15 protein-coding genes are annotated in these 13,085 nt (G+C 39.5%); 13 read left to right on the top strand and 2 right to left on the bottom strand.

What is annotated here, in order from left to right; genetic code table 11:
* The first annotated feature begins 75 nt into the window (after positions 1-75).
* From ilvB to ACMAZA_RS05740, 7 genes are all read left to right on the top strand, one after another.
* Positions 76-1,809: a biosynthetic-type acetolactate synthase large subunit gene (gene ilvB / locus ACMAZA_RS05770; protein WP_435190481.1), complete on the top strand. Its 1,734-nt coding sequence runs from the start codon at positions 76-78 to the stop codon at positions 1,807-1,809.
* A 3-nt stretch (positions 1,810-1,812) separates the two neighbouring features.
* Complete coding sequence (gene ilvN / locus ACMAZA_RS05765; RefSeq protein ID WP_435187795.1) at positions 1,813-2,298, top strand: acetolactate synthase small subunit; 486 nt, start codon at positions 1,813-1,815, stop codon at positions 2,296-2,298.
* Positions 2,299-2,313: 15 nt separating this feature from the next.
* Positions 2,314-3,318: a ketol-acid reductoisomerase gene (gene ilvC / locus ACMAZA_RS05760; protein ID WP_435187794.1), complete on the top strand. Its 1,005-nt coding sequence runs from the start codon at positions 2,314-2,316 to the stop codon at positions 3,316-3,318.
* 37 nt (positions 3,319-3,355) lie between these two features.
* Positions 3,356-4,105 carry a CDP-diacylglycerol--serine O-phosphatidyltransferase gene (pssA, locus tag ACMAZA_RS05755; RefSeq protein ID WP_435187792.1) on the top strand — a complete coding sequence of 250 codons (750 nt, stop codon included), beginning with the start codon at positions 3,356-3,358 and terminating at the stop codon, positions 4,103-4,105.
* Positions 4,106-4,286: 181 nt separating this feature from the next.
* Positions 4,287-5,819: a 2-isopropylmalate synthase gene (locus tag ACMAZA_RS05750; protein ID WP_435187791.1), complete on the top strand. Its 1,533-nt coding sequence runs from the start codon at positions 4,287-4,289 to the stop codon at positions 5,817-5,819.
* The gene (locus ACMAZA_RS05745) at positions 5,819-6,223 is read left to right on the top strand and encodes a hypothetical protein (protein ID WP_435187789.1); all 405 of its coding nucleotides are present in this window, start codon (positions 5,819-5,821) and stop codon (positions 6,221-6,223) included. The genes ACMAZA_RS05750 and ACMAZA_RS05745 overlap by 1 nt, the downstream gene beginning before the upstream one ends.
* Positions 6,211-6,903: an epoxyqueuosine reductase QueH gene (locus tag ACMAZA_RS05740; protein ID WP_435187787.1), complete on the top strand. Its 693-nt coding sequence runs from the start codon at positions 6,211-6,213 to the stop codon at positions 6,901-6,903. Before ACMAZA_RS05745 ends, ACMAZA_RS05740 begins: the two co-directional genes overlap by 13 nt.
* On the opposite strand, the gene argF is transcribed toward ACMAZA_RS05740, so the two are convergent.
* Together argF and ACMAZA_RS05730 are read right to left on the bottom strand one after the other, a co-directional pair.
* The gene (gene argF, locus ACMAZA_RS05735) at positions 6,900-7,802 is read right to left on the bottom strand and encodes an ornithine carbamoyltransferase (protein WP_435187785.1); all 903 of its coding nucleotides are present in this window, start codon (positions 7,800-7,802) and stop codon (positions 6,900-6,902) included. The genes ACMAZA_RS05740 and argF overlap by 4 nt on opposite strands.
* A gap of 8 nt (positions 7,803-7,810) precedes the next feature.
* Positions 7,811-8,974 carry an aspartate aminotransferase family protein gene (locus ACMAZA_RS05730; protein WP_435187783.1) on the bottom strand — a complete coding sequence of 388 codons (1,164 nt, stop codon included), beginning with the start codon at positions 8,972-8,974 and terminating at the stop codon, positions 7,811-7,813.
* A gap of 330 nt (positions 8,975-9,304) precedes the next feature.
* Between ACMAZA_RS05730 and hpf the strand changes: the two genes are divergently transcribed.
* From hpf to ACMAZA_RS05700, 6 genes are all read left to right on the top strand, one after another.
* Complete coding sequence (gene hpf / locus ACMAZA_RS05725) at positions 9,305-9,598, top strand: ribosome hibernation-promoting factor, HPF/YfiA family (RefSeq protein ID WP_435187781.1); 294 nt, start codon at positions 9,305-9,307, stop codon at positions 9,596-9,598.
* 79 nt (positions 9,599-9,677) lie between these two features.
* The gene (gene mgtE / locus ACMAZA_RS05720) at positions 9,678-11,033 is read left to right on the top strand and encodes a magnesium transporter (RefSeq protein WP_435187779.1); all 1,356 of its coding nucleotides are present in this window, start codon (positions 9,678-9,680) and stop codon (positions 11,031-11,033) included.
* Positions 11,034-11,050: 17 nt separating this feature from the next.
* Entirely contained in the window at positions 11,051-11,356 is a 306-nt protein-coding gene (locus tag ACMAZA_RS05715; protein ID WP_435187778.1) for a DUF2007 domain-containing protein, read from the top strand.
* 20 nt (positions 11,357-11,376) lie between these two features.
* Positions 11,377-11,997, top strand: a complete 621-nt coding sequence (locus tag ACMAZA_RS05710; protein WP_435187776.1) for a LysE family translocator — start codon at positions 11,377-11,379, stop codon at positions 11,995-11,997.
* Positions 11,998-12,009: 12 nt separating this feature from the next.
* Positions 12,010-12,423, top strand: coding sequence for a VOC family protein (locus ACMAZA_RS05705; protein ID WP_435187775.1), 414 nt, complete (start codon positions 12,010-12,012; stop codon positions 12,421-12,423).
* Between the two features lie 19 nt (positions 12,424-12,442).
* Positions 12,443-13,069 (top strand): LysE family translocator, encoded by a 627-nt coding sequence (locus ACMAZA_RS05700; RefSeq protein ID WP_435190479.1) that lies wholly within the window; start codon positions 12,443-12,445, stop codon positions 13,067-13,069.
* The last annotated feature ends 16 nt before the right edge of the window (positions 13,070-13,085 follow it).

Below are 13,085 nucleotides of genomic sequence, written 5' to 3'. Positions count from 1 at the left end.
TTTGCATCCAACGAAGTGTTTTGACCCCAAATTCTTTGGGTATAATCGAAAACTTTTAAATTACCGTATTAAGTGATGGAATTAAATGGTGCTGAAATCCTAGTAGATTGTCTTCAGAAAGAGGGCGTTGATCACGTTTTTGGATACCCAGGCGGCGCTGTCCTTCATATTTATGATGCGATAGAGGCTCAGGATAAGATTACTCATGTATTAGTTCGTCACGAGCAGGGCGCTGCTCATGGTGCTGATGGTTATGCTAGAGCTAATGGAAAGCCAGGTGTCGTTTTGGTTACATCAGGACCCGGAATTACGAATGCTGTCACAGGTATCGCAACCGCTCATATGGACTCAATACCTATGGTAGTAATATCGGGTCAAGTTCCTTCACCGCTGATAGGTATGGATGCTTTTCAGGAGGTTGACGCTACAGGAATTACGCGTTCATGTGTGAAGCATAATTTTCTTGTAAGAGATATTAAGGATATTGCCACTACTGTCAAAAAAGCTTTCCATATAGCGACTACTGGAAGGCCAGGTCCTGTTGTCATTGATATACCTAAGGACATTACCATTGCCAAAATGGAGCAAGAGGAGTATCCAGAGTCAATAGAGATACGCTCTTATAAGCCCACAACTAAGCCGAGTAATCGTCAAATTAGAAAAGCGGCAGAGCTCATTACAAAATCAAAAAAACCGATCCTTTATGCAGGTGGAGGATGTGTCATTGGAAATGCGTCTGAAGAGCTCAGAGAGTTTACAAGAATGCTTGGATTTCCAATTACTCAAACATTGATGGGGCTTGGTGCATATCCAATGACAGATAAACAGTCTCTTGGTATGCTAGGCATGCATGGAACCTATGAAGCCAACATGGCAATGCATGGTTCTGATTGCGTAGTTGCCATTGGCGCAAGATTCGATGACAGGATTACAGGCAACCTAGCAAAATTTTGTCCTACAGCTAAGTTTATTCATATTGATATTGACCCATCACAGATTTCTAAAAATGTGGTTGCCGATATTCCAATAGTTGGGCAAACTGCCCAAGTTTTGCAGGCACTTATCTCTGAACTAAAAGATAAAGATTTATCTGACATTTCTAAATGGTGGTCGCAAATTGAAGAGTGGAGAAAGGTTGACTCGTTAGCCTATAAAAAATCACCTGGCGTCATTAAGCCGCAGTCAGTTATTGAGGCATTGTACGAGGTCACTGAAGGTAAGGCCATTGTAACGTCTGATGTTGGGCAGCATCAAATGTGGGCTGCGCAATACTACTTGTTTGATGAACCAAGACAATGGATTAACTCAGGTGGTCTTGGAACAATGGGTTTTGGTCTTCCAGCTGCCATGGGCGCTAAACTGGCAATGCCAGAAAAAGATATCGCTTGTGTTACAGGTGAGGGAAGCATTCAAATGATGCTCCAGGAGCTTTCAACTATGCTCCAATATGCCACCCCAGTAAAAATTATTAACCTCAATAACGGCTATCTTGGAATGGTTAGACAGTGGCAAGAGTTTTTCTATGAAAAGCGATATGCAATGTCCTACATGGATGCTTTGCCTGACTTCATTAAGTTAGCTGAGAGCTATGGTCATTTGGGAATCAAGGTTGACAAAGAGGAAGATCTTAAGCCAGCTTTAATAGAGGCGTTTAAACAAAAAGATCGTACCGTTTTTCTAGATATCATTACTGATCCATCAGAAAATGTATTTCCAATGATTCCAGCAGGTGGCGCGCACTGCGATATGCTTCTTGCAGGAAGGGATGAGATGGTATCCAAAGATGAAACAGACTTTAACGCGGTATAGATTATGAGACATATTATTTCAGTTATATTAGAAGATGAGGCTGGAGCACTCTCAAGAGTCTCTGGACTCTTTACTCAGCGTGGCTTTAATATCGAATCACTGACCGTTGCGCAAACTACTGATCCAACTCTCTCAAGGATGACTATAGTCTCTTCTGGGAGTGAGAGAGTGTTAGAGCAAATCGTCAAACAGCTCAACAAACTAATAGAGGTTGTTAAAGTGACTGACTTGACTAGCCAAGATCACGTCGAGAGAGAGCTGATGCTTGCTAAGATTTCTTCAACCTCAAAAGAGGGTGTTGATTTAAAAGAGCTAGTGGAAATTTTTGGCTGTAAAGTTGTTGATGTTAAAGACAAGATCTACACGATTGAGGTATCAGGAAAGACCAAGAAGATTAATGCATTTTTGGATGCAATAGAGCCATCAAATATTATTGAAATCTCAAGAACGGGAGTAACTGGGATTTCAAGAGGAAAAAAATTAATATAAATTATAGGAAAAAAAATGAATAGATATTACGATAAAGACGCAGACCTTTCAATTATTCAAGGCAAAAAAGTAGCCATTATAGGTTATGGGTCTCAAGGACATGCTCATGCAAATAACTTAAAAGACTCAGGGGTTGAGGTAGTTGTTGGGCTTAGAGAAGGGTCATCTTCAGCCACAAAAGCTCAAGAGGCTGGATTGGGAGTTATGTCTGTAGAGGAAGCAAGTGGTTGGGCTGATGTTGTTATGGTTCTTGCACCAGATGAGTTCCAAGCGAGTATATATTCCGAAAATATAGAACCTCACTTGAAGCAAGGCGTTGCCCTAGCTTTTGCTCATGGCTTAAATATTCATTTTGATATGATTGTCCCTAGAAAAGATCTTGATGTCATTATGATTGCACCTAAAGCTCCAGGACACACTGTGCGTTCGGAATTTGTTAAAGGTGGAGGTATTCCTGATCTGATTGCGGTAGAGCAAAATGCAACTGGAAATGCTAAAGAGATTGCTCTCTCTTATGCCTCAGCAATTGGTGGTGGAAGAACAGGTATTCTTGAAACAAGCTTCAGAGAGGAAACAGAAACCGATCTATTCGGTGAGCAGGTTGTCTTGTGCGGAGGCACAACTTCACTTGTTCAGGCAGGATTTGAAACACTCGTCGAAGCAGGGTATGAGCCTGAAATGGCATATTTTGAGTGTTTACACGAGTTAAAACTAATTGTTGACTTGCTTTATGAAGGTGGAATAGCAAATATGCGTTATTCAATTTCTAATACAGCTGAATACGGTGATGTCACTCGAGGTCCAAGAATAGTGACTGATGAAACTAAGGCTGAGATGAAAAAGATTCTAAGTGAAATTCAAAGCGGTGCGTTTGCTAAAGAGTTCATTGGCAATGTTGGAGATTTGCCAGCTCGTCGTGATGTTCAGCGCAAACATCAAATTGAAACGGTTGGTGAAAGCCTTCGTTCAATGATGCCTTGGATTGCCAAAAATAAATTAGTTGACCAATCAAAAAACTAATTCAAACTGACCTGGTCTGCTTTGAAACTTAAAAGTAATGACTGAGAAAATACCAAGCAAAAGAGGAATTTATCTTCTGCCAAGCGTTCTAACAACGTTTGGCATGTTTGCTGGTTTTTATTCAATTATTTCTTCAATTAATGGTGATTTCACAATAGCTGCAATCTCAATTTTGATTGCCATGATGTGGGACACCCTTGATGGGCGGGTTGCTCGCCTTACAAATACTCAGAGCGCCTTTGGTGCTGAATATGACTCACTGGCTGATTTAGTGTCATTTGGCTTAGCTCCAGCTCTACTTGTCTATCAGTGGACTCTATATGAACTTGGCAGGTTTGGCTGGCTGGCAGCCTTTGTATATTTGGCTTGTGCTGCTCTTAGGCTTGCAAGATTTAATACTCAGGTTGGTACTGCCGACAAGAGGTATTTTCAGGGACTTCCCTCTCCCGCAGCAGCTGGCGTTATAGCTAGTATGATTTGGCTTAAAATATGGACATTCGCGTCTTTTGATTCAGATGTAATTTCAATGGGCTATTACCTAGGAGCGGGCATCACAATTTTGTGTGGCCTATTAATGGTGAGCAATATTCGCTACTATAGCTTCAAAGAATTTGATTCTAAAAAAGCTTCATTTAGATTCCTATTAATAGTAATTTTGAGCCTAATTATTTTGGTGTATAAGCCCAACATTATTCTCTTTACAGGCTTTTTTGTTTACTTATTGTCGGGTCCTGTCATAACCATCATTGGACTGAACAGAAATCGTCTAAAGAAAAAACAAGCTTAATCAGCTCAAGTTCCTCTATAATCTACCGCTATGAATAAGTTTCTTAATTTATTGACACTAACTTCACTGAGCAAGCTCTTTGCTTTGTTACGATTATTGCCGTAAGGCAATAATAATCATAGTAGACGAAAGTCTATCCATAAAACCTAAGTTAAAATGTGAGAAATAAAAGGAGCTAGCGATGTCCGAAAAACTAATAATATTTGATACAACTCTAAGAGATGGAGAGCAATCACCTGGCGCATCTATGACAAAAGATGAAAAGGTTCGAATTGCCAAAAGCTTAGAGAAAATGAAGGTAGATGTCATTGAGGCGGGTTTTGCTATAGCCTCTCAGGGAGACTTTGAGGCAGTTCAAGCTGTTGCAAAAGCAGTAAAAGACTCTACAATTTGCTCTTTAGCAAGAGCACTAGATAAAGATATTGATAGAGCAGGAGAGTCAATAAAAAAGGCAAATTCTGCTCGAATTCATACTTTTATAGCGACATCTGATATCCATATGAAGATGAAACTGGGGATGACCCCTGATGAAGTTGTTGATCAGGCAGTTAGGTCAGTTAAGAGAGCCACCAAATTTACAGATAATATTGAATTCAGTCCAGAAGATGCTGGAAGGTCAGATATTGATTTTTTGTGTCGAATAATTGAAGCTGCTATCAACTCAGGGGCTACAACCATTAATATTCCTGATACAGTTGGATACAATATTCCTCATCAGTTTGGAAAGACAATGAAAGAGCTTATTGAAAGAATTCCAAACTCTGATAAAGCTATCTTCTCTGCGCACTGCCATAATGATCTTGGTCTGGCAGTCTCTAATTCTCTATCAGCAGTTCTTAATGGCGCAAGGCAAATTGAGTGCACCATTAATGGTCTGGGTGAAAGGGCTGGAAATACCTCTTTAGAGGAGGTAGTAATGGCTGTAAGAACGAGACAAGATGTCTTTGGTTGTGACACAAATATAGATGCCACAGGAATTCTGGCTGCTTCTAGGTTGGTATCCTCAATTACTGGTTTTGTGGTTCAGCCTAATAAGGCGATCGTTGGTGCCAATGCTTTTGCTCATGAGGCAGGAATTCATCAAGACGGCGTCCTTAAACACAGAGAGACTTATGAAATTATGAAGGCAGAGGATGTTGGGTGGAATAATAATTCATTGGTCCTAGGAAAGCACTCTGGTCGAAACGCATTTAAATCTAGGCTGAGTGAGCTGGGCGTCGAGTTTGAGTCTGATGAGGATCTAAACGATGCTTTCTCAAGGTTTAAAACGCTTGCCGATAAGAAACATGACATCTTTGACGAGGACCTTCAGGCATTAGTCTCAGAAACTCAAACTGAGGATACTGAAATCATCCAACTAGTATCACTTAAGGTTTCTGCAGAGTCGGGCAAGGTGAATACAGCTGATGTGACTCTATCTATTAACGGAAGTGAGCATAGTGCTTCAGCAAATACCTCTGGCGCTGTGGATGCCACGTTTAATGCTATTTTGTCATTAGTCGACATCGAGCCAAAACTTCAGCTTTACTCTGTCTCGAACGTTACTCAGGGAACAGACTCGTTGGGTGAGGTGAATGTCAGACTTGAGCATGAGGGCAAGATTGTTAATGGCCAGGGAGTTGATACCGATATTATCACTTCTTCAGCTAAAGCATACGTACATGCACTCAATAAAGTTATGGCAAATGTAGAACGAGCTCACCCTCAGATTTGATGCGCCCAGATAGAAGCAATTATCTTGAGGCTCTTGGAATACCGGACTTTTTGTATTCCTCTGTCGGCTCTGAAGCAACAGAGAATGCTAAATTGTTGGTGCTTGAGGTAAGCTCTGAGGACTCGTTTTGTGAGTCTGGTGCTAGCCAAGATTTGTTATTCAAAATGTTGGCATCCATTGGCCTTAGTTTAAATGAATGTGATCTGATATCGATAGATAAATCTGATATTTATCTCTTTATACAAGATCACTCTTCGGATTTGATGTTAATTATGGACTCATCTCTTTCTGTAACAGGTGAATCTTTATTTGTGACGCATCATCCTAAAGAAATAATCAAAAATCCAATACTCAAGAGAGATTCCTGGGAGATTTTAAAGAAGGTCAAGTCATGTCTAAAGTAGATTATTCTCATGACTCCTATGAGAGGCCTAAGTTAAAAACCCCAAACGGCGAAAAGAAGCTTTTACTACATTCATGCTGCGCGCCCTGCGCAGGTGAAATTATGGAGGCCTTAGCAGCATCTGAAATTGATACTACGATATATTTCTATAACCCTAACATTCATCCTTTTGATGAGTATGAGCTCAGGAAAGAGGAGAATATTCGTTTTGCTGAAAAATTAGGCATGCCAATTATTGATGCTGACTATGATCGTGATGAGTGGTTTGCTAGAACCAAGGGGCAAGAGCATGAGCCAGAGAGAGGAGCAAGGTGTACAACTTGCTTTGATATGAGGTTTCAAAAAACTGCACAGTACGCTTCTGAAAATAATTTTGATATTATTTCCTCAACTCTTGGGATATCAAGGTGGAAGGATATGAGGCAAATTAACGACTCTGGTGCAAGGTCGTCAGAGCCTCATGATCTGCCTTATTGGGATTTTAACTGGCGCAAACAAGGCGGCTCATCTAGGATGCTAGAAATATCCAAAAAGGAAAATTTCTATCAACAAGAGTACTGCGGATGCGTTTACTCTCTGAGAGATACTAATAACTGGCGCATCTCAAAAGGCAGAGGCAAGATTGAAAGAGGTGTCAAATTTTATCAAGAGGCCAAATTAAAATTATCTCAGCTAGATTAAGCCTCAATTAGGTAAAGAAGCAGAGATTTTTGAACATGAAGGCGGTTCTCAGCCTCGCTCCAAACAACACTCTGACTCCCATCGATTACCTCAGAGCTGACCTCTACGCCGCGGTAGGCAGGAAGGCAATGCATAAAGACAGCATCATTCTTTGCATGATTCATCATCAACTGATTGACCTGAAAGCCACTAAAAGCAGTTTCTCGCTGTTTTTTTTCAGATTCTTGACCCATGCTGGTCCAAACATCAGTAACAACGATATCGGCCTCCCTGCATGCATCCATAGGGTTATTGAATAAAGTAACGTTTTTTTGATATTTTTGTATAAAAAGATCAGAGGGCTCATAGCCAACTGGGGTCGCAATTGATAACTCAAAATCAAATATCGACGCTGCTTGCATATAGGTCTGGCAAACATTGCATCCATCCCCAACCCAGGCAATTTTTTTACCTTGAATAGAGCCCTTTTCCTCTTGATATGTCATCAGGTCGGCCAGAATTTGACACGGATGTGATTCATCCGAGAGAGCGTTAATAACGGGTTTACTTGAATGCTTTGAGAATTCAACAATGTCTTCATGAGAAGAAAGCCTGAGCATTACTGCATCAACCATAGAGCTAATGACTATTGCGCTGTCAGTAATCGGCTCACCCCTGCCTAGTTGAATATCTTTTTCAGATAAAAATAGGGATTGACCGCCAAGCTGAGTCATTCCAGCTTCAAATGAGACTCTGGTTCTAGTTGAAGATTTATCAAAAATCATTGCCAAAGTTTTATTGTTTAGCGAGTCATTTATCTTTCCACTTTTATGTTCTTTTTTTAAAGTAATTGCGCGATCAATAATGCCTTGTAATTCCTTATGGCTTAGATCATCAAAATTAATAAAGTTTTTTGTCATGATTATTCCTAATTACCTATTAGTGTAACAAGTTTACCGATCAAGGTGTCTATTTCCTTTTTAGAGATTATTAATGGGGGTAGCATTCTTATTGAGGTTCCGGTAACGTTGATGAGTAGTTTATCTTGAAGTGCTTTTTTGACAAGTTGAGTGCAATCCACTTTGTCGCTATCCAGACCAATACCAATCATAAGCCCCTTGATCCTAATTTCCTTGACTGCAGGATTATTACTCAAGTGTTTATCAAATTCTGATTTAAAGTATGCGCTCATTTGATTGACATTATCAAGCACATCAGTATTCTGAAATACATCCAAGACGCCCAAAGCTGCAGCAGTAACCAACGGATTACCACCAAATGTTGACCCGTGCGTTCCTGGAGTAAGCATTTCAGATGCAACACCTTTTGCAAGGCAAGCGCCAATTGGGACACCATTGCCAAGTCCTTTAGCAAGACACAGTACGTCTGGAGTGATGTCGTTATGTTCGTGTGCAAAAAGTTTTCCAGTTCTTCCCATACAAGACTGAACTCCATCTAAGATGAGTAGCCAGTCATTCTTTTTGCAAATCTCTTGGACCTTATTGAGATAATCACTTTTCGGAATGATTACACCAGCTTCTCCCTGAATCGGCTCAACCATGACAGCAACTATGTCCTTGTTGCCTTTCAATTGTTGAATCCCTTCTAAATCGTCATACTTGACATGAATAAACTCACTCATGAGTGGAGAAAATCCTGCCTGAACTTTGGCTTGTCCCGTCGCTGACAAGGTTGCCATTGTTCTGCCATGGAAGCTTTGACTTGCAGTTATGATGACTGGATTTTCAATATTTTTGCTGCGCGCATACAGTCTTGCAATTTTAATTGCTGCCTCGTTAGCTTCTGCTCCAGAATTAGAGAAAAAGACTTTATCCATATTGGCCAAATTGCATAATTCTCTAGCTAGCTCCTCTTGGTTTTCAATACGATAAACATTAGAAGTATGCAGTAGCTTCTGTGACTGATCTACTAATTGTTTTGTTATTGTTGGGTGACAATGACCAAGGTTGACAACCCCAATACCAGATAAAGCATCAAGATATTCCACTCCGTTTGAGTCTGTTAGCCAGCAACCATCACCCTTAACAAAGGTGACATCAAGCGGAGAGTAGTTAGACATTAAGTTAGACATAAAATTATTAGGGTAGTTAAATAAAAAAAGCCCCAAATTGGGGCTTTTGAAATTAGGTATATTATTACATTCAAGACAAAACAGCCACCGCTTGGGTATAGGATTGAAGACAAGATCTTCGCGAATTAAGTCTTCTTTTTGTGCTTAATGAAACCATCTCTGTAAGAACTTATTTAAATAATAAACACAATATTATAACCTAATTTTGGTACTCATTCTTTCTGTAATTTAGTCAATATACAATATAAAAAAGTTAAACTATGAGTGCTTTTTATGACACAATATGGTTGCAAGAAAAACAATTTTATTTCATTAATCTAAGGAGTAAAAATGCAACTAAACCTTTCTGGTCACCATCTCGATATTACATCTGCCATCAGGCAACACACAAGCGATAAGCTTTCAAAAATTAAACACCACTTTGACAATGTTATGAACGTTAATATGATTTTAGAGGTACAAAAAGACGTTCAAACCGCAGAAGCAACAATTCACGTTAGGGGAGCTGACTTGTTTGCTAAAGCACAAAGTAACGACATGTATGTGTCAATTGATCAGTTAATTAACAAACTAGATACTCAAATAATAAAACACAAAGAAAAACTACATAACCACAGAGGTTAGTCCATATAAATTATAATATGTTGTAATAACTGCATAACAAGTCTTACTTGTTATGCAGGTCACGCAACGGATAAAAATTATGGCTGAGATAGAGCTTACTAGTTTCGAGGTAAGCCTTCAAAATTTAATGACTGCTCTAGAAGCATCTGACCATGATGAGGCCAAACATCAAATCAAAGAACTTCATCCAGGAGAAATAGCACTTCTCTTTGAGGCTATTCAGCCAAAAGATAGGTCCATCCTTTGGCCAAGCATTGAAATTTCTGTTCAGGGAGAAATCTTAAAGGAGGTCAACGAGGACGTACAGTCACAGCTGATTGCTGAGATGAGTGTGGATTCCTTAGTGAAAGCCACAGAGAAGTTAGATACTGATGATTTAGCTGACATTGTGCCAAATATGCCTGAGTCTGCAGTCCATAGTCTTTTATTAACCCTGGACTTTAAACATCGTGAGCGACTTAATAAGGTACTCAGTTATCCTGAAAATTCAGCTGGTGGACTTATGAATACAGACTTTATAACTGTCCGTCCAGATGTGTCTATTAGAGCAGTTATAAGATATCTAAGGCTTTTGAAAGAGATGCCAGTTGATACGGACCAGGTTTTTGTGGTTGATAGAAACTTTAATTACTTGGGCTCACTTCTCATCACATCACTTTTGACAGAAGAGCCAGAGCAATTGGTTGAAAAGTTCATCAGCAATGACTTTTCAAAACCGGTAAGCGCTGAGACAGATGAGTCAGAAGTGGCGCTATTGTTTGAACAAAGAAATCTAATTTCAGCGCCAGTTATCGATGAAGATAACCAACTGGTTGGAAGAATTACAATTGATGATGTGGTTGATGTTATAAGAGATCAAGCTGAGCACTCGGTGATGTCGATGGTTGGATTGGATGAGGATGAGGATGTATTTGCTCCTATCATTCACAGCTCAAAAAAAAGAAGTGTCTGGCTCGGCGTCAACCTAATCACAGCTCTCATTGCTGTGTATTTTATTGGGCTTTTTGAGGCGACACTGCAGCAGAAAATAGCGCTTGCAATACTTATGCCTGTTGTTGCCAGTATGGGCGGTATTGCTGGAACTCAGACGCTCATCATAGTCACTCGAGGTATTGCAACTGGAAAAGTCACAACAGCAAACATTAAGGCTTTAATCAATAAGGAGGTTGCTGTGAGTGGACTAAATGGAATTATTTGGTCCCTGGTAATAGGCCTTATTACATATTACTGGTTCTCTGACTTGCTTTTGAGTCTCATAATCGCGCTAGCAATAATCACTAATCTAATTGTTGCAGCTTTTTCTGGCGCATTTCTTCCATTGCTTCTCTCAAAACTGAGAATTGATCCAGCTCTTGCAGGTGGAGTTATTTTGACAACAATTACTGATGTCATTGGCTTTGTTGCATTTTTAGGACTAGCTGCGCTCTTTATCTAGAGAGGTTTGAGTTAGCAATGAGACTTATTTACACTAATGAAAATCGTATCATGGTTCTTAATGTTAAAAATGTACTCATGAGTCATGATATTGACGTGACACTGAATAACGAGTTTGCATCAAGTGCATCTGGTGGACTGGCCCCCTTTGACACCTGGCCAGAAGTTTGGTTGCTGAATAAGGATGACTTTGATAAAGCAAAACAAATCATCGACTCTATATCCCATGAAGGCAACTTAGAGAGCTGGCAATGCAACAACTGCAAAGAGGAGAACGATCAATCATTCGATTTTTGCTGGAGCTGTCATGCAGAAAATACTTAACTTTTTAAGATAACAGAACTATGGAACTTACTGTCTGGCTTGGGTTGTTAGCATCAGCTCTATTCATAAGCATTTCGCCTGGTTCAGGGGCTATATTTTCAATCAGTCAAGGAACCCAGTATGGATTCAAAAGAGCTATGTTTTCAGTTGCTGGACTACAATTAGGGCTAATCAGTCAAATTCTGTTTTTGCTATTTGGTTTGGGCGTTCTAATCAATCAATTCCCTTCAGTATTCATAATTATAAAAATATTGGGAATGCTATATCTAATAGTTCTAGGAATTATGCAGTGGCTAAAAAAAATTGAACAGATAGATACTAATGAAGATCACGGCAGCCTTACCTTTAATCCTATAAAGGCTCTTTTACAAGGCTTTTTTGTAAACTTAACTAATATCAAGGGCACTGTATTTTTTCTTGCACTAATACCATTATTTATCGACTTAACTGCTCTCAAGCTATCTACTTGCATTATCTTTACTGCAACATTAATTGTTATTGACCTACTCGTTATGGCTGGGTATGTAACCCTTGCTGAAATATCAAAGACTTTACTGGCTGATCCCAAAAAAATATTATGGCAAAATAGATTGACAGGTTCAACTTTAATTGTTGTTGGATTGATTATGGGTACCACTTAACACTCTGTATTTATGCAAATTTTTCATTTAGCTTTCACAGTCAAAGATTTAGATTCAACAAGACAGTTCTACGGAGAGTTGTTAGGTTGCGAGGAGGGTAGAAGTACGGATACCTGGGTTGATTTTAACTTTTTTGGTCATCAGCTCTCGCTTCACGTTGGTGGGGTCGTACAAAGATGTAAAACTAATTCAAGTGTTGATGATATCTCTGTCCCAATGCCACACTATGGGTGCGTTATAGAGTGGGGCATTTTTTATGACTTGGCGGCCAAACTTCAATCTAAAGGAATGACATTTATTGTTGACCCTCATGTCAGATTTAAGGGGCTTCCTGGGGAGCAGGCCACCATGTTTTTCGAAGATTATTCAGGGAATGCCCTTGAATTTAAAGCCTATCGAAACCCCTCTGAGGTTTTTACTTTTTAATAAATGAAAGAATTGAATGATGTTTGAGATCCTTGGTATAGAAACGATTATCGCATTTGTTATGGCTTCAGTTGTCCTAAGCCTTGTTCCGGGTCCAGATAATATTTTCGTCATGACCAATTCAGCACTAAAGGGCTGGAAGGTTGGTTTCTTCACCACATTAGGTTTGTGCACCGGGCTTATCGGCCACACAATCCTCGTTGCTATAGGTGTTAGCGTCATATTTCAAACCAGTGCACTTGCGTTCAATGGTCTGAAGATTCTTGGTGCATGCTACCTTGTGTATTTAGGTTGGCTTTCCCTTCAGAGTAATGAGTTAAAGATAGGTTCAAGTGGAGCTGACAATGTCAACCGATCCTATTATATTACTGGGATAGTGATGAATTTGACCAACCCAAAGGTTGCACTTTTTTTCTTGGTTTTTCTGCCTCAGTTTGTTAACCCTATAGATGGGAGCGTAACAATACAAATCTTTATTCTAGGGTTTCTATTTATTTTGAGTGCTTTATGCGTTTTTTCATCTGTAGCGTTTCTTGGAAGCTTCCTTGAGGACTATCTAAAGAAATCTAGCACCATAAATAAAAATATAAATAAGCTTGCAGCTTTGGTATATTTTGCTCTAGCAATTAATCTATTTTTTGTCTGAGCATAACTCAACTTAT

The organism is Pseudothioglobus sp. nBUS_23, from assembly GCF_051201565.1.
In the GTDB taxonomy this organism is placed as follows: domain Bacteria; phylum Pseudomonadota; class Gammaproteobacteria; order PS1; family Pseudothioglobaceae; genus Pseudothioglobus.
The sequence above is the reverse complement of the archived record's forward strand: the minus strand, read 5'-3'. Positions and strand labels throughout refer to the sequence as shown.